The sequence below is a fragment of the Pseudomonas fluorescens group sp. PF-69 genome (genome assembly GCF_054481235.1).
Genome location: NZ_JBTMNC010000001.1, coordinates 170,041 through 187,624 on the forward strand (window position 1 = coordinate 170,041; position 17,584 = coordinate 187,624).

General features: G+C 58.9%; 15 protein-coding genes. 1 reads left to right on the plus strand and 14 read right to left on the minus strand.

Annotated features, from left to right (window positions below; genetic code table 11):
* Window positions 1-5: 5 nt before the first annotated feature.
* Together fghA and ACX3YF_RS00870 are read right to left on the minus strand one after the other, a co-directional pair.
* Window positions 6-851, minus strand: a complete 846-nt coding sequence (gene fghA / locus ACX3YF_RS00865) for an S-formylglutathione hydrolase (protein ID WP_448645909.1) — start codon at window positions 849-851, stop codon at window positions 6-8.
* 8 nt (window positions 852-859) lie between these two features.
* Complete coding sequence (locus ACX3YF_RS00870) at window positions 860-1,972, minus strand: S-(hydroxymethyl)glutathione dehydrogenase/class III alcohol dehydrogenase (protein ID WP_047526341.1); 1,113 nt, start codon at window positions 1,970-1,972, stop codon at window positions 860-862.
* A gap of 107 nt (window positions 1,973-2,079) precedes the next feature.
* Between ACX3YF_RS00870 and ACX3YF_RS00875 the strand changes: the two genes are divergently transcribed.
* Window positions 2,080-2,976 (plus strand): LysR family transcriptional regulator, encoded by an 897-nt coding sequence (locus tag ACX3YF_RS00875; RefSeq protein ID WP_130209704.1) that lies wholly within the window; start codon window positions 2,080-2,082, stop codon window positions 2,974-2,976.
* 6 nt (window positions 2,977-2,982) lie between these two features.
* Here ACX3YF_RS00875 and ispD read toward each other — a convergent pair whose 3' ends face one another.
* From ispD to fabZ, 12 genes are all read right to left on the minus strand, one after another.
* The gene (gene ispD, locus ACX3YF_RS00880) at window positions 2,983-3,690 is read right to left on the minus strand and encodes a 2-C-methyl-D-erythritol 4-phosphate cytidylyltransferase (protein WP_448645907.1); all 708 of its coding nucleotides are present in this window, start codon (window positions 3,688-3,690) and stop codon (window positions 2,983-2,985) included.
* Window positions 3,687-3,965 (minus strand): cell division protein FtsB, encoded by a 279-nt coding sequence (ftsB, locus tag ACX3YF_RS00885; RefSeq protein ID WP_047526337.1) that lies wholly within the window; start codon window positions 3,963-3,965, stop codon window positions 3,687-3,689. The genes ispD and ftsB overlap by 4 nt, the downstream gene beginning before the upstream one ends.
* Before the next feature lie 172 nt (window positions 3,966-4,137).
* The gene (eno, locus tag ACX3YF_RS00890) at window positions 4,138-5,427 is read right to left on the minus strand and encodes a phosphopyruvate hydratase (RefSeq protein WP_090316970.1); all 1,290 of its coding nucleotides are present in this window, start codon (window positions 5,425-5,427) and stop codon (window positions 4,138-4,140) included.
* Window positions 5,428-5,583: 156 nt separating this feature from the next.
* A complete protein-coding gene (gene kdsA, locus ACX3YF_RS00895; protein WP_103403603.1) occupies window positions 5,584-6,429 on the minus strand; it encodes a 3-deoxy-8-phosphooctulonate synthase in 846 nt (281 codons plus the stop codon).
* A 5-nt stretch (window positions 6,430-6,434) separates the two neighbouring features.
* A complete protein-coding gene (locus tag ACX3YF_RS00900; protein ID WP_458946013.1) occupies window positions 6,435-8,066 on the minus strand; it encodes a CTP synthase in 1,632 nt (543 codons plus the stop codon).
* A 274-nt stretch (window positions 8,067-8,340) separates the two neighbouring features.
* Window positions 8,341-9,669, minus strand: coding sequence for a tRNA lysidine(34) synthetase TilS (gene tilS, locus ACX3YF_RS00905; protein WP_458973293.1), 1,329 nt, complete (start codon window positions 9,667-9,669; stop codon window positions 8,341-8,343).
* Between the two features lie 137 nt (window positions 9,670-9,806).
* Complete coding sequence (locus tag ACX3YF_RS00910; RefSeq protein WP_130209696.1) at window positions 9,807-10,754, minus strand: acetyl-CoA carboxylase carboxyltransferase subunit alpha; 948 nt, start codon at window positions 10,752-10,754, stop codon at window positions 9,807-9,809.
* 139 nt (window positions 10,755-10,893) lie between these two features.
* On the minus strand, window positions 10,894-14,415 hold the full coding sequence (gene dnaE, locus ACX3YF_RS00915; protein WP_130209694.1) for a DNA polymerase III subunit alpha: 3,522 nt from the start codon (window positions 14,413-14,415) through the stop codon (window positions 10,894-10,896).
* An 84-nt stretch (window positions 14,416-14,499) separates the two neighbouring features.
* Entirely contained in the window at window positions 14,500-15,126 is a 627-nt protein-coding gene (gene rnhB / locus ACX3YF_RS00920; protein WP_047526329.1) for a ribonuclease HII, read from the minus strand.
* A gap of 11 nt (window positions 15,127-15,137) precedes the next feature.
* Window positions 15,138-16,268: a lipid-A-disaccharide synthase gene (lpxB, locus tag ACX3YF_RS00925; protein ID WP_130209692.1), complete on the minus strand. Its 1,131-nt coding sequence runs from the start codon at window positions 16,266-16,268 to the stop codon at window positions 15,138-15,140.
* A 2-nt stretch (window positions 16,269-16,270) separates the two neighbouring features.
* Window positions 16,271-17,047, minus strand: coding sequence for an acyl-ACP--UDP-N-acetylglucosamine O-acyltransferase (lpxA, locus tag ACX3YF_RS00930; protein WP_458973294.1), 777 nt, complete (start codon window positions 17,045-17,047; stop codon window positions 16,271-16,273).
* The gene (fabZ, locus tag ACX3YF_RS00935) at window positions 17,044-17,484 is read right to left on the minus strand and encodes a 3-hydroxyacyl-ACP dehydratase FabZ (RefSeq protein ID WP_007940511.1); all 441 of its coding nucleotides are present in this window, start codon (window positions 17,482-17,484) and stop codon (window positions 17,044-17,046) included. The genes lpxA and fabZ overlap by 4 nt, the downstream gene beginning before the upstream one ends.
* Window positions 17,485-17,584 lie beyond the last annotated feature (100 nt).

Below are 17,584 nucleotides of genomic sequence, written 5' to 3' on the forward strand. Positions count from 1 at the left end.
CTGCATTAGGCACCTAGAGCATGCGCGTGATGCCGCAAGTGATCATCGATGAAACTGGCGATGAAGAAATAGCTGTGGTCATAGCCGGGTTGCAGACGCAAGGTCAGCGGATGACCCGCCAGTTTGGTCGCCTGCTGCAAGGCTTCCGGCTTGAGCTGGGTGGCCAGAAAATCATCGCGATCTCCCTGGTCGACCAGCAGCGGCAGCTTCTCGTCGGCCCCGGCAATCAATGCACAGGCATCCCATTCGCGCCATTTCGAACGGTCTTCGCCGAGGTATCGGGAAAATGCTTTCTGGCCCCAAGGGCAGTCCATCGGATTGTTGATCGGCGAAAACGCCGACACCGAGAGATAACGCCCCGGGTTGCGCAAGGCACAAACCAACGCACCGTGCCCGCCCATGGAGTGACCGCTGATGCCGCGTTTGTCGGACGCCGGGAAATGGGCTTCGACCAAAGCCGGCAATTCCTGCACGACGTAGTCATGCATCCGATAGTGACGCGACCAGGGTTCCTGCGTGGCATTCAGATAAAACCCGGCACCGAGACCGAAGTCCCAGGCGCCATCCGGATCACCCGGCACGTCCGGACCACGGGGACTGGTGTCCGGCGCGACGATGATCAACCCCAGCTCGGCCGCCATGCGCATGGCGCCGGCCTTCTGCATGAAGTTTTCGTCGGTGCAGGTCAGGCCGGATAACCAATAAAGCACGGGCAGCTTGCCGCCCAGCTCCGCTTGTGGTGGCAGGTATACGGCGAACACCATGTCGCAGCCGAGCACCTCGGAACGATGCCGGTAGCGTTTGTGCCAACCGCCGAAGCTTTTCTGGCAGGAAATATTTTCCAGGCTCATGACTGACCTCAGAAATGAATGACGGTGCGGATGCTTTTTCCTTCATGCATCAGATCGAAAGCCTTGTTGATATCTTCCAGACCCATGGTGTGGGTGATGAAGGTATCCAGCGGAATTTCGCCGGTTTCGGCCATTTCCACGTAGCTTGGCAACTCGGTACGGCCGCGCACGCCACCGAACGCCGAACCGCGCCAGACGCGACCGGTGACCAGCTGGAACGGACGGGTGGAAATTTCCTGACCGGCACCGGCCACACCGATGATGACCGACTCGCCCCAACCCTTGTGGCAGCATTCCAGTGCGGCACGCATCAATTGGACGTTGCCGATGCATTCGAACGAGAAGTCGACGCCACCATCGGTCATGTCGACGATGACTTCCTGGATCGGACGGTCGAAGTCTTTCGGGTTCACGCAGTCGGTTGCACCCAGCTGTTTGGCGATCTCGAATTTGGCCGGGTTGATGTCGATGGCGATGATACGAGCAGCCTTGGCTTTGACCGCGCCAATGACGGCAGAAAGACCGATACCGCCGAGGCCGAAAATGGCCACGGTGTCACCGGGTTTCACCTTGGCAGTGTTGAGGACTGCGCCGATGCCGGTGGTGACACCGCAACCCAGCAGGCAGACCTTTTCCAGTGGCGCTTCTTTAGCAATTTTGGCGACGGAGATTTCCGGCAGCACGGTGTACTCGGAGAAGGTCGAAGTGCCCATGTAGTGGAAAATCGTTTCGCCCTTGTAGGAAAAACGCGAAGTGCCATCTGGCATCAGGCCTTTGCCTTGGGTCGCGCGAATCGCCTGGCAGAGATTGGTTTTGCCCGACAGACAGAATTTGCACTGACGGCATTCAGGGGTGTACAGCGGGATCACATGGTCACCGACGGCAACGGAGGTCACGCCTTCGCCAATCGCCTCGACAATCGCACCACCTTCATGACCGAGGATCGACGGAAAGATACCTTCCGGGTCGGCACCGGACAGGGTGTAGGCATCGGTATGGCAAACACCGGACGCCACCACACGCAGCAGCACTTCACCGGCCTTGGGCATGGCGACATCGACTTCAACGATCTCCAGAGGTTTCTTGGCCTCGAAGGCAACGGCGGCGCGCGACTTGATCATGGTGATACTCCAGTGAATAAAAACGAGACAGGGAGTGTATTACAGCGCCTTACGGTGAATAATCCGGACAAAAGCAAAACATTATTGCTACACAGGGATAATCCAGGATGTCTGAGAATCGCTGGGAAGGTATCGACGAATTTGTCGCAGTCGCCGAATGCAGTCAGTTCACGGCTGCCGCCGAACGCTTGGGGGTTTCTTCCTCCCACGTCAGTCGACAAATCGTACGCCTGGAGGAGCGCCTGCAAACCCGCTTGCTCTACCGCAGCACTCGCCGGGTGACGCTGACCGAAGCCGGGCAGACCTTTTTGCAACACTGCCAGCGATTACAGGATGGTCGCGAAGAGGCGTTGCGCGCGGTTGGCGACTTGACCAGCGAACCCAAGGGCATGCTGCGCATGACCTGCGCCGTGGCCTACGGGGAACGCTTTATCGTGCCGCTGGTGACACGATTCATGGGGCTTTATCCGCAACTGCGGATCGACATCGAACTGAGCAACCGGCAACTCGATCTTGTGCATGAAGGCCTGGACCTGGCGATCCGGCTGGGTCGCTTGCAGGACTCGCGACTCGTCGCCACCCGCCTCGCGCCACGGCGCATGTTTCTTTGCGCGTCGCCTTCCTACCTTGAACGGTATGGTCGCCCCCACAGTTTGTCGGAATTGAGCCGTCATAACTGCCTGATCGGCAGCTCTGATCTCTGGCAACTGGAACAGAACGGTCGGGAATTTTCCCAGCGAGTCCAGGGAAACTGGCGTTGCAACAGTGGGCAAGCGGTGCTGGATGCGGCGCTACAGGGCGTAGGGTTATGCCAGCTGCCGGATTATTACGTGCTGGAGCACTTGAAAAGCGGTGCGTTGATTTCGCTATTGGAGGCGCATCAGCCGCCGAACACTGCCGTGTGGGCGCTTTATCCACAGCAACGGCATCTGTCGCCCAAGGTGCGCAAACTGGTCGATTATCTGAAGATAGGATTGGCCGAAAGACCCGAGTATCGGGGTTAGGGTTGTCTAGCCTCGGTGAGCCCACCGTTGACGCAACCACTCCAAATCTTCGGGGCGCGTGACCTTGAGATTATCGGCGCGCCCTTCGATCAGGCGCGGCGCCATCCCCGCCCACTCCATGGCCGAAGCTTCGTCGGTAATGACCGCGTCGGCCACCAGACTGTCCGCCAGCGCGCGATGCAATGCGCCAAGTCGGAACATCTGCGGCGTATAGGCTTGCCAGATCACGCTGCGATCCACGGTTTCAATCACGCGACCCTCCTTGTCGACCCGCTTCAAGGTATCCCGTGCCGGCACCCCCAGCAGTCCACCCACCGGATCATCCGCCAGGTCGCCCAGCAACTTGTCCAGATCATCGCGACTCAGATTGGGCCGTGCAGCATCGTGCACCAACACCCAATCCTCGTCATCCGCACCCAACGCATGCAAATGCAGCAGCGCATTGAGTACCGATCCGGAACGTTCGGCACCGCCATCAACGCGTTGAATGCGCCGATCGGAAGCACACGCCAGGTTCGGCCAATAAGGATCGTCAACCGCAAGACTGACCACCAATCCCTTAAGGGAAGGATGATCAAGGAAACAGCCAAGGCTGTGTTCGAGAATAGTGCGCCCGCCCAATTGCAAGTATTGCTTGGGACGGTCTGCGGCCATACGGGCACCGACGCCCGCGGCAGGAATCACGGCCCAGAAGGCCGGTAGAGACAAATTCATTGTGCTAACTGGTAAAGGGTTTCACCGTCCTTGACCATGCCCAGCTCATGGCGAGCCCGCTCTTCAACGGTCTCCATGCCCTTTTTCAACTCGCTGACTTCAGCGTCCATCACTCGATTGCGCTCCAGCAACGACTCGTTCTCAGCGTGCTGATCCGCGATCTGCTGAGTCAGTTCGGCCACTTGCGCCAGGCTGCCATTACCCACCCACAGGCGGTACTGCAGGCCAGCCAGCAGCAGGAGCAAGACGAGGAACAACCAATTGGGACTGCGCATCGAATATCAGGTATCCAGTGAAAAAAGACAGCCATACCAAAACATGAAGCTACTGATAGCACGAAGCCTGGATGAACCAGGCTTGTGCTTATAAGGCATCAGATTAGTGGTAAAAACGTCGCCGCAGCGATTTTTCCGACACAATCCGGTGTCTTTTTTACCATGTACTTACTCAGCCGCGGAATTCGCTGCGGCCGTTGTACTTGGCTTTGCCGTTCAACTGCTCTTCGATACGCAGCAGTTGGTTGTACTTGGAAACGCGATCGGAACGGCACAGGGAGCCGGTCTTGATCTGGCCAGCCGAGGTGCCCACAGCCAGGTCGGCAATGGTCGAATCTTCAGTTTCGCCGGAACGGTGCGAGATCACCGCGGTGTAACCAGCAGCCTTGGCCATCTGGATGGCTTCCAGGGTTTCGGTCAGGGTACCGATCTGGTTGAACTTGATCAGGATCGAGTTGGCGATCTTCTTGTCGATGCCTTCTTTCAGGATCTTGGTGTTGGTCACGAACAGGTCGTCGCCTACCAGCTGGGTCTTCTCGCCGATCTTGTCGGTGAGGATTTTCCAGCCAGCCCAGTCGGACTCGTCCAGACCGTCTTCGATGGAGATGATTGGGTAACGCTCGGTCAGACCCTTGAGGTAATCAGCGAAACCTTCAGCGGTGAAGACCTGGCCTTCGCCGGACAGGTTGTATTTACCGTCTTCGTAGAATTCGCTGGCCGCGCAGTCCAGGGCCAGGGTCACGTCGGTGCCCAGCTTGTAACCGGCATTGGCCACGGCTTCGGAGATCACTTTCAAAGCGTCTTCGTTGGAAGCCAGGTTAGGCGCGAAACCACCTTCGTCACCGACGGCAGTGCTCAGGCCACGGGCTTTCAGCACGGCTTTGAGGTGATGGAAAATCTCGGTGCCCATGCGCAGACCTTCCGAGAAAGTCTTGGCGCCAACTGGCTGAACCATGAATTCCTGGATGTCGACGTTGTTGTCGGCGTGTTCGCCACCGTTGATGATGTTCATCATCGGGACCGGCATCGAGTAAACACCCGGGGTACCGTTCAGGTTGGCGATGTGAGCGTACAGCGGCAGATCCTGATCCTGTGCGGCTGCCTTGGCCGCAGCCAGGGAAACGGCGAGGATCGCGTTGGCGCCCAGGGTTGCCTTGTTTTCAGTACCGTCGAGCTTGATCATCGCCAGATCCAGCGCTTTCTGGTCGCTTGGGTCAGTGCCTTTCAACAGGTCACGGATCGGACCGTTGATGTTGGCAACGGCCTTGAGTACGCCCTTGCCCAGGTAACGGCTCTTGTCGCCATCACGCAGCTCGAGCGCTTCACGCGAGCCAGTGGAAGCACCGGACGGCGCGCAGGCGCTGCCGATGATGCCGTTGTCGAGAAGCACATCCGCTTCCACGGTGGGATTGCCACGGGAGTCGAGAACTTCACGACCTTTGATGTCGACGATTTTAGCCATTGTTGTAAACACTCCAAAGTTGACGAAAACGACGCAGCTGTAGGAAATCTTTGATCGTCGGCAAGCGATGTGCAGCGGGCAGACTTGCAGACGATAAAGCTCAGACCCGAGGGCCTGAGCGTTAAATCGTGCGGTACTTTACCGGAGAATTGAGGATTACGCGGTTTCTACCGTCGGAAAACTCTTCACCAATTCGTCCAGCGCCTTGAGCTGGGCCAGGAATGGCTCCAGTTTATCCAGACGCAGGGCGCAAGGGCCGTCGCACTTGGCGTTGTCCGGGTCCGGGTGGGCTTCCAGGAACAGGCCCGCCAGGGACTGACTCATGCCGGCCTTGGCCAGATCGGTGACCTGGGCGCGACGACCGCCGGCGGAATCGGAGCGACCGCCCGGCATTTGCAGCGCGTGGGTCACGTCGAAGAACACCGGGTACTCGAACTGCTTCATGATGCCGAAGCCGAGCATGTCGACGACCAGGTTGTTGTAGCCGAAACTCGAACCACGCTCGCAGAGGATCAACTGATCGTTACCCGCTTCCACGCATTTGTTCAGGATGTGTTTCATTTCCTGAGGCGCAAGGAATTGGGCTTTCTTGATGTTGATCACGGCACCGGTCCTGGCCATCGCGACCACCAGGTCGGTCTGGCGCGACAGGAAGGCCGGCAGCTGAATGATGTCACAGACTTCAGCAACGACCGCAGCCTGATCCGGCTCGTGGACGTCGGTGATGACCGGCACGCCAAAGGCCTGCTTGATGTCCTGGAAAATCCGCATGCCCTCTTCCAGGCCGGGGCCTCGGTAAGAGGTCACGGAGGAGCGGTTGGCCTTGTCGAAACTGGCCTTGAACACGTAAGGGATACCGAGTTTCTCGGTAACCTTCACGTATTCTTCGCAGACCTGCATCGCCATGTCGCGGCTTTCCAACACGTTCATGCCACCGAACAGCACCATTGGCTTGTCGTTGGCAATCTCGATATCGCCTACACGGATGATCTTCTGCGCCATAAGGTTCAAGCCTTCTTCTGGTGTTGAGCCAAAGCGGCTTTAACGAAACCACTGAACAACGGGTGACCGTCGCGAGGTGTCGAGGTGAACTCAGGGTGGAACTGGCAAGCGACGAACCATGGGTGATCCGGTGCTTCAACCACCTCAACCAGCGCGCCATCACCGGAACGACCGGAGATTTTCAGGCCGGCTTCGATGATCTGCGGCAGCAGGTTGTTGTTCACTTCGTAGCGGTGACGGTGACGCTCGACGATCACGTCCTTGCCGTAGCAATCGTGAACCAGGGAACCCGGCTCCAGCAGGCAGTCTTGCGCGCCGAGGCGCATGGTGCCGCCCAGATCGGACGCTTCGGTACGGGTTTCGACGGCACCGGTGGCATCTTCCCACTCGGTGATCAGGCCCACGACCGGGTGACCACTGGTGCGATCGAATTCGGTGGAGTTGGCGTCTTTCCAGCCCATGACGTTACGAGCGAACTCGATCACGGCCACCTGCATGCCCAGGCAGATACCCAGGTATGGCACTTTGTTTTCGCGAGCGTATTGAACGGCAGTGATCTTGCCTTCCACGCCACGCAGGCCGAAACCACCAGGAACCAGGATGGCGTCGACACCTTCGAGCAGCGCGGTGCCCTGGTTTTCGATGTCTTCGGAATCGATGTAGCGCAGGTTGACCTTGGTACGGTTGCTGATGCCGGCATGACTCATCGCTTCGATCAGCGACTTGTAGGCGTCCAGCAGCTCCATGTACTTGCCGACCATGGCGATGGTGACTTCGTGCTCCGGGTTGAGCTTGGCGTCGACCACGGCGTCCCATTCGGACAGATCGGCGCCGCCGCATTGCAGGCCGAAACGCTCGACGACGAAATCGTCCAGACCCTGGGAGTGCAGAATGCCCGGGATCTTGTAGATGGTGTCGGCGTCTTCCAGCGCGATCACCGCACGTTCTTCAACGTTGGTGAATTGCGCGATCTTGCGACGGGAAGACACATCGATCGGATGATCGGAACGGCAAACCAGCACGTCAGGTTGCAGGCCGATGGAGCGCAGCTCCTTGACCGAGTGCTGGGTTGGCTTGGTTTTGGTTTCGCCGGCAGTGGCGATGTACGGCACCAGCGTCAGGTGCATCAGCATCGCGCGCTTGGCGCCGACTTCGAAACGCAACTGGCGGATGGCTTCGAGGAACGGTTGGGATTCGATGTCACCCACGGTGCCGCCAATCTCGACCATCGCCACGTCGGCATCGCCGGCGCCCTTGATGATGCGGCGCTTGATTTCGTCGGTGATGTGCGGGATGACCTGGATGGTCGCCCCCAGGTAGTCACCACGGCGCTCTTTGCGCAGCACGTGCTCGTAGACACGGCCGGTGGTGAAGTTGTTGTTCTGGGTCATGGTCGTGCGGATGAACCGCTCGTAGTGGCCCAGGTCCAGGTCGGTCTCGGCGCCGTCGTGGGTGACGAACACCTCACCGTGCTGGAACGGGCTCATGGTGCCCGGGTCGACGTTGATGTACGGGTCCAGCTTCAGCATGGTGACCTTAAGTCCCCGCGCCTCCAGGATGGCCGCCAATGATGCCGATGCAATGCCTTTCCCCAATGAAGAAACAACACCGCCCGTGACGAATATGTAGCGCGTCATGAAAAACCCTAGAAGTCTGCGTTAAAGCGGTCCGAGCCGCCGGGGAAAGCGAAGGAAGGCCGAAGCCCCCGATCACCTGCATTAATCACAGTGCACCTTTCAAAAAAACCGCCGCGTTGGGACAGACCGGAAGATGAAACACCGGTACGTTGCTCGCTACACATTTTTTGGAATCGCCCAGCAAAGACTGCTTGGTAATCGGCAACTCCTGCAATTCAGGCGAATCCACAGAAGTTGTATCAAGAAGGGAGCGTAGTCTACCGGAAAGCCCCTTTCATCTCAAACCTTGATCCTCGTCAGGCGGCTGCCAATGTAATTTCCAGCTTCCCGCCGCATCGCCATCGAGCCCCGGCAGGTTCGCCACCGCCAGCAATTGCTGACCTTTGAACAGCAGCGGCAATCTGCCGCGCACGAACAACGGTAAAGCGCTTTCGTTGAGCAAACGCTTCAGGTCGCGATGCCCTCGACCTGGCAATTCCATCACTTCTCCTCCTTCACGATAGCGGATATGCAGCGGGCCCTCCGGGATTGTCCCGGTGATTTTCAGCACTCCATTTTCGGGCAAGGCCAAGGGAGACGCTGGCTCCAGCCATGCTCCGACAGCGGGGCAAGCGCGCAACCAGTGGCCGCTCAGCCACCAGATGCGGCCGCCAGCCCGATGCAATTCGCCATCGGCCAAGCGCCAGACCGGACGGGCATCAGCCGCCGCATCGCGTAAATCTTGCCAACCCGACCAATGGTCGGTGTCCGGTAGTCCTGTGAGCGACTCGAGCCAATGGCCAAGCGCATTGCGTTGACGCGCCGCGGAGAGTTTCTGCAGTGATGCCAGCTCCAGCGATGGCAACTTGAGCCACTCGAAAGGACTGTCCGTGCTGGCGTCGAGCAGATCCATTTGTGCCAGGTCGTCGAGCAATCCCTGCGCTTCGCTCAGGTGCGCAGCGCTGCGGACCATGGTCGCGGTTGCCTGCGGCCACCGCGCGGTCAATGCGGGGAACACTTGATGACGCAGGTAGTTGCGCGAGAAATGTCGATCCTGGTTGGAAGGATCTTGGATCCAGCTCAATTGATGCTCGGCCGCATAGGCTTCCAGAACGGCGCGAGTCGCCTCCAGCAGGGGCCGTAACAGATAGCCGTTACCCAGCCGACGCTGGCGAGGCATTCCCGACAGACCTCGCACCCCGGCCCCACGCAACAAACGGAAAAGCAGGGTTTCGGCCTGATCATCACGATGCTGGCCGGTCAACAGAACGTCGTTGACCCCGGTAACCTCGACGAACGCGCCATAACGGGCATCCCGGGCCGCTCGCTCAAGACTGGCGCCGGGCTGCACTTGCACACGGACAACCTGCAACGGTACGTCCAGCGCCGCGCACATTGACCGACAATGGTCCGGCCAGGCTTCAGCGACAGCCTGAAGACCATGATGAACATGAATGGCACTTAATGGCGGCAGGGATTCGGTTTTCGCGAGTGTTGCGAGAAGGTGTAGCAGGACAGTGGAGTCAAGACCGCCGGAGAAAGCGATGCGCCAGGTTTTGGCGTTGCGCCAGGGGGCGAGATTCAGGAGAAGTCTGGTTGGCAGATCACTATTGGACTGGCTCATATCCTTCATTCACACAAATCAAATGTGGGAGCGAGCTTGCTCGCGATAGCGGTATAACAGACAACGGATTGGTTGAATGTTAAGCCTCATCGCGAGCCGGCTCGCTCCCACAGGTTAGAGCGAACAGCGCGGTCAGATCAGAGACCGTAGCTCATCAGACGCTCGTAACGACGGGCCAGCAGCGCCTTGTTGTCGAGCTTCTTCAGCATCGCCAGTTGCGAGCTCAGCTCGGCACGGATATTGGCAGCTGCCGCCGCTGGATCACGGTGCGCACCGCCCAAAGGCTCGCTGATCACTTTGTCCACGATGCCCAGGCCTTTCAGGCGCTCGGCGGTGATACCCATGGCTTCAGCGGCGTCCGGTGCTTTCTCGGCGGTTTTCCACAGAATCGAAGCGCAACCTTCCGGCGAGATCACCGCATAGGTCGAGTACTGCAACATGTTCAACTGATCGCAAACGCCGATCGCCAAAGCACCACCGGATCCACCTTCGCCGATCACGGTGGCGATGATTGGGGTTTTCAGGCGGGCCATGACACGCAGGTTCCAGGCAATGGCTTCGCTCTGGTTGCGCTCTTCGGCGTCGATGCCAGGGTAAGCGCCCGGCGTGTCGATGAAGGTCAGGATCGGCATCTTGAAGCGTTCGGCCATTTCCATCAGGCGGCAGGCCTTGCGGTAGCCTTCCGGACGCGGCATGCCGAAGTTGCGGCGAACCTTCTCGCGCACTTCACGGCCTTTCTGGTGACCGATCACCATCACTGGCTGGTCATCCAGACGGGCGATACCGCCTACGATGGCGGCGTCGTCGGAGAAGTGGCGGTCGCCGTGCAACTCATCGAACTCGGTGAAGATGTGTTCGATGTAGTCCAGGGTGTAAGGGCGACGCGGGTGACGCGCCAGACGCGCGATCTGCCAGCTGGTCAGCTTGCCGAAGATGTCTTCGGTCAGGGTGCTGCTTTTATCCTGCAGGCGGGAGATCTCATCGCCGATATTCAGCGAATTGTCATTACCGACCAAGCGCAACTCTTCGATCTTGGCTTGCAGGTCGGCGATCGGCTGTTCGAAATCTAGAAAATTCGGGTTCATAGGCGTCCGTCTTGGGTCGACGTCCAAGAGAGCTTGGGCCGGCCGGTTGTCTATTCGCGCCCTACCTTAAGGGACAGGCGCGTTCAGGTCGAGATTAAAAATTCAGGTCAAGGCCAGGGCCATCCAACAGCCCTGACCGTCAACGGTATTGGAGGAAGACGTTGTCTCGCCCGAACTGGTCACGCAGGGCTTGAATCAACGCATCCGCCGGATCGATTCGCCAGCCTTCGCCGAACTGCAGCAAGGCTTTCGCATCGGGACTGGTGTAGTCCATGGTGATCGGGCACGCACCACGGTGACGCTTGAGCAGCTCACCCAGCCAGCGTAGCTGATCACCTTTCAAATCTTTCGCGTGCAACTTCAGGCGCAGGCTCTCAGCCAGGTTGGTACGCGCATCTTCCATGCTCATCACCCGCTTGACCCGCAACCGCAGGCCGCCGGAGAAGTCATCGTTGCTGACTTCGCCTTCGACTACCACCATTGCATCAGTCTGCAACAGCGATTGCGCGGAATGGAACGCATCGGCAAACAACGACGCCTCGATCCGCCCGGAACGGTCGTCTAGGGTGATGAACCCCATCTTGTCGCCCTTTTTGTTCTTCATCACCCGCAGGGCGATGATCATGCCGGCGACCGTCTGGGTATCGCGCGCAGGCTTGAGATCGATGATGCGCTGACGGGCAAAACGGCGTATTTCCCCTTCGTACTCGTCGATCGGGTGACCGGTCAGGTACAGGCCCAGGGTATCTTTTTCCCCCTTCAGCCGCTCCTTGAGGGTCAGTTCCTTGGCTCTGCGATGGTTGGCGTAAACATCGGCATCTTCTTCGACGAACAGACCGCCAAACAGATCGGCATGGCCACTGTCGTGGGTACGGGCAGTCTGCTCGGCAGCCTTGATCGCCTCTTCCATCGCGGTCAGCAGGACGGCACGATTACGGTCGATATTGGCTTGATAAGCCTTCGGCTCATCGTGGAAGTACGGGCCAAGACGATCCAGCGCTCCGCTGCGGATCAAGCCGTCGAGGGTGCGTTTGTTGATGCGCTTGAGGTCGACCCGGGCGCAGAAATCGAACAGATCCTTGAACGGGCCGTCCTGACGCGCTTCGGTGATCGCTTCGACCGGCCCCTCGCCCACGCCCTTGATCGCGCCCAATCCGTAAATGATCCGGCCTTCGTCGTTCACCGTGAACTTGAACTCTGAGGTGTTCACATCCGGTGCGTCGAGGCGCAGCTTCATCGTGCGCACTTCCTCGATCAAGGTCACGACCTTGTCGGTGTTGTGCATATCCGCCGAAAGCACCGCCGCCATGAACGGCGCCGGGTAGTGCGCCTTGAGCCATGCTGTCTGGTATGAGACCAGCCCATAAGCCGCAGAGTGGGATTTGTTGAAGCCGTAACCGGCGAACTTTTCCACCAGGTCGAAGATGTTACCGGCCAGGTCGGCATCGATATTGTTGGTGGCGCAACCTTCAATGAAGCCGCCACGCTGCTTGGCCATTTCTTCCGGCTTTTTCTTACCCATCGCCCGACGCAGCATGTCCGCACCGCCGAGGGTGTAGCCGGCCATGACCTGAGCAATCTGCATCACCTGTTCCTGATACAGGATGATGCCGTAAGTCGGCGCCAATACGGGCTTGAGGCCTTCGTACTGGTAATCCGAGTGCGGGTACGCCAGTTCGGCACGACCGTGTTTACGGTTGATGAAGTCGTCCACCATGCCCGATTGCAGCGGGCCGGGACGGAACAGGGCCACCAGTGCGATCAAGTCTTCCAGGCAGTCGGGCTTGAGCTTCTTGATCAGCTCTTTCATGCCGCGGGATTCGAGTTGGAACACCGCCGTGGTTTCGGCTTTTTGCAGCAGCGTGTACGTCGGCTTGTCGTCCAGCGGGATGAACGCAATGTCCAGCGGCGGCTCGTTGACCTTGGCGCGGTCGCGGTTGATGGTTTTCAGGGCCCAGTCGATGATCGTCAAGGTCCGCAGGCCGAGGAAGTCGAACTTCACCAGACCAGCGGCTTCAACGTCGTCCTTGTCGAACTGGGTCACCAGGCCATCGCCCGCTTCGTCGCAATAGATCGGCGAGAAATCGGTCAATTTGGTCGGAGCGATCACCACACCACCGGCGTGCTTGCCGACGTTACGCACCACACCTTCGAGCTTGCGGGCCATCTCCCAGATTTCGGCGGCTTCTTCATCGACCTTGATGAAGTCACGCAGGATTTCTTCCTGTTCGTAAGCCTTTTCCAGGGTCATGCCGACTTCGAACGGAATCATCTTCGACAGACGATCCGCCAGGCCGTAAGACTTGCCCTGCACCCGCGCCACGTCGCGCACCACGGCTTTTGCCGCCATGGAACCGAAGGTGATGATCTGGCTTACCGCGTTGCGGCCGTATTTTTCGGCCACATAGTCGATCACCCGATCGCGACCGTCCATGCAGAAGTCGACGTCGAAGTCGGGCATGGAGACCCGTTCCGGGTTAAGGAAACGTTCGAACAGCAGGTCATATTCCAGCGGGTCGAGATCGGTGATCTTCTGCACATAGGCCACCAGCGATCCGGCACCCGATCCACGGCCCGGCCCCACCGGCACACCGTTATTCTTGGCCCACTGGATAAAGTCCATCACGATCAGGAAGTAACCGGGGAATCCCATCTGGATGATGATATCCAGCTCGAAATTCAGCCGGTCGACATAAACCTGACGCTTGGCCTCGTAGTCTTCAGTGGTGTCCTTGGGCAGCAGGACCGCGAGACGCTCCTCCAAACCGTCGAAGGAAACCTTGCGGAAATACTCGTCGATGGTCATGCCATCGGGAATCGGGAAGTTGGGCAGGAAGTGCGTGCCCAGCTTGACTTCGATGTTGCAGCGTTTGGCGATCTCGACCGTGTTTTCCAGCGCTTCGGGAATATCGCTGAACAGCTCGGCCATTTCCTCGGCGCTTTTGAGGTACTGCTGATCGCTGTAATTCTTCGAACGCCGCGGATCGTCGAGGGCGCGGCCCTCACCGATGCAAACGCGGGTTTCGTGGGCGGCGAAATCTTCCTGCTTGATGAAGCGCACATCGTTGGTCGCCACCAGCGGCGCACCGATTTTCTCGGCCAGCGCCACGGCACCGTGCAGTTGCTCTTCGTCGTTGGGGCGATTGGTACGCTGGATTTCCAGATAGAAGCGGTCCGGAAACACCTCCATCCATTCACGCGCCAGGGTTTCGGCTTCGTCAGGGTTGCCACTGAGCATCGCCTGGCCGATCTCGCCTTCTTTCGCCGCCGACAGCATGATCAAGCCTGCGCTGGCTTCAGCGACCCACTCGCGCTCGATGATGATCGAACCGTTGCGCTGGCCGTCGATAAAGCCGCGGGAAATCAGCTCGGTGAGGTTGCGATAACCTTCGGCGTTCATCACCAGCAGGCTGATCCGGCTCAGCGGATTGTCCGGATCCTTGTTCGACAACCACAGGTCGGCGCCACAGATCGGCTTGATCCCGGCACCCATGGCGGCTTTATAGAACTTGACCAGGGAACACATGTTGTTCTGATCGGTGACCGCAACGGCAGGCATGTTCATGCCGACCAGGGTCTTGACCAGCGGCTTGATCCGCACCAGACCGTCGACCAGGGAATATTCAGTGTGCAGGCGTAGATGAACGAATGAAGCCGGCATAGTGATCCTGTCTAGAAACTAGAAACGTGAAGACAACAAGGCCCGGATTGTACCGGGCCTTGGCAAAAAAAATCAGCCTTGCCGCTAACTCTCGATCAGGCGTTCCCGTGCCTCATACGCCAGGCGCACCGGGGCAAACGAACGCCGATGGATCGGGGTCGGTCCCAGACGAGCGAGCGCTTCAAGATGGACTGGCGTCGGGTAACCTTTGTGCCCGCCAATGCCGTAGCCGGGATAAATCAACTCGAACGCAGCCATTTCACGGTCACGACTGACCTTGGCCAGAATCGATGCAGCCGCGATGGCTGGCACCTTGCCATCGCCCTGCACCACCGCTTCGGCGCGCATCGGCAATTTCGGGCAACGATTCCCGTCGATCATCGCCAGTTTCGGCTGGATGTGCAGCCCCGCTACCGCGCGCTGCATGGCCAGCATGGTGGCATGGAGGATGTTCAGTTCGTCGATCTCTTCGACTTCCGCGCGGGCGATGCACCAGCTCAGGGCTTTCTCGCAGATTTCATCGTAGAGTTTTTCGCGGCGAGCTTCGGTGAGCTTCTTGGAGTCATTCAAACCGAGAATCGGACGGTTCGGATCGAGGATCACAGCCGCAGTCACCACGGCGCCACAGAGCGGGCCGCGACCGACCTCGTCGACACCGGCAACCAACTCTTCCACTTCAGCGACCAAGGTGAAATCCAGCCCCATCTGCATGCTTGTTTTACTCATTGTACTTGGCCGATCAGGTTCAGCACCGCATCCGCCGCCTGATTAGAGGCATCCAGACGCAAGGTACGGTGGATTTCGTCAAAACCGCGAGTTTGCTCTTCCCCACCCTCGATCAGCGGCGACAGGGTCTGGGCCAGCGCTTCGACCGTCGCATCGTCTTGCAGCAACTCGGGCACCAGCAGTCGCTGGGCCAGCAGGTTCGGCAAGGAGACGTAGGGGCTTTTCACCATCCGCTTGAGAATCCAGAACGTCAGCGGCGCCAAGCGATAAGCGACCACCATTGGGCGTTTGTACAACAGGGCTTCAAGCGTTGCCGTTCCGGACGCGATCAGCACTGCGTTACACGCGGCCAGGGCCAGGTGGGATTTGCCATCGAGCAAGGTCAGCGGCAGATCGCGGCCGACCAACAGCTCTTCAAGCTGCGCGCGACGCTGCGGGTTGGCACACGGCAAGACAAACCGCACGCCCGGACGCAGTGCCCGCAGGCGTTGGGCCGTGTCGAGAAACAATGCACCGAGACGGCCCACTTCGCCGCCGCGACTGCCGGGCATCAGCGCGACCAAGGGCCCGTCAGGCAATCCAAGCTCGGCCCGCGCTGCGGCACGGTCGGCCTCGAGCGGAATGGCATCGGCCAGGGTGTGCCCGACAAACCGCACTGGCACGCCCTTCTCTTCATAAAATTTTGCTTCGAACGGAAACAGCGTCAGCATCAGGTCGCAACCTTCACGAATCTTCAGCACACGCTTCTGTCGCCAAGCCCAGACCGACGGACTGACGTAATGCACGGTCTTGATCCCGGCCTGACGCAGCTTGAGTTCAATATTGAGATTGAAGTCCGGGGCATCGATTCCGATGAACACATCCGGCTTCGCGGCGATCAGGTCCGCGACCAGTTTCTTGCGTCGTGCCAGCAGTTCGCGCAATCGGCCAAGCACCTCCACCAGGCCCATGACCGACAGGCGCTCCATCGGGAAGTATGAGGTCAAGCCTTCAGCCTGCATCAGCGGACCACCGACACCGATGAACTCGATTGCCGGGTGTTGAGCCTTGAGCGCACGCATCAGGCCCGCGCCCAGAATGTCACCGGAAGCCTCACCCGCCACCAGCGCAATACGCAGATTGACCATGATTAGCGGGTGATGCCGCGAGTCGAAGACTGGATGGAGTCACGGAACACCGCAACTTCCGGGAATTGCTCCGAAGGTTCGGCCAGTTCGGCGAGTGCTTGTTCAACCGTCAGGCCCTGGCGATAGACCACCTTGTAGGCACGACGCAGGGCGTGGATCGCTTCTTCGCTGAAACCGCGACGGCGCATGCCTTCGAAGTTCATGCTACGGGCTTCGGCCGGATTGCCGAACACCGTAACGAACGCGGGAACGTCCTTGCCGATGGCGGTACCCATGCCGGAAAAGCTGTGGGCACCAATGTGGCAATACTGGTGAACCAGGGTAAATCCGGACAGGATCGCCCAGTCTTCAACATGCACATGACCGGCAAGTGCGGTGTTGTTGACCAGAATGCAGTGGTTTCCGATGACGCTGTCGTGACCGATGTGGGCATAGGCCATGATCAGGTTGTGATCGCCCAGGGTGGTTTCCGAACGATCCTGAATGGTTCCACGGTGAATGGTCACGCCTTCGCGAATGACATTGTGGTCACCGATCACCAGGCGAGTTTCTTCGCCCTTGTACTTCAGATCAGGCGTGTCTTCACCTACCGAGGAGAACTGATAGATGCGGTTGTGCTTACCGATTCGGGTTGGGCCCTTAAGAATCACGTGCGGCCCGATGACCGTCCCCTCGCCGATTTCCACACCTGCGCCGATGATCGACCACGGCCCGACCTCGACACCGTCAGCCAGGACGGCCGTCGGATCGATGATTGCGCGAGGGTCAATCAAACTCATAGTTTACGTTCCGCGCAGATGATTTCAGCTGAGCAGACTGGCTTGCCGTCGACCGAAGCCTGGCACTCGAACTTCCAGATCTGACGCTTGCAGCTGATGAACTTGGCTTCAAGAATCAACTGATCACCCGGCAACACCGGCTGGCGGAAGCGTAGCTTGTCGGAACCGACGAAGTAATAAAGGGTGCCATCGGCCGGTTTCACGTCGAGCATCTTGAAACCAAGGATCCCGGCAGCCTGAGCCATCGCTTCGATGATCAGCACGCCCGGCATGATCGGATGCGCCGGAAAGTGACCATTGAAGAAAGGTTCGTTGATGCTGACATTCTTGTAGGCGCGAATGCGCTTGCCTTCCACATCCAGATCCACGACCCGGTCCACCAGCAGGAACGGGTAACGGTGAGGCAGGTATTCGCGAATCTCGTTGATGTCCATCATTTCGGGGGGAAGCCTATGTAAAGATTGGGAGCGCGCGACTTACGCGCACTCCTCTAGCAAATCAAGGACACAGTCTAGCGGCTGCGCACATTTGATATGG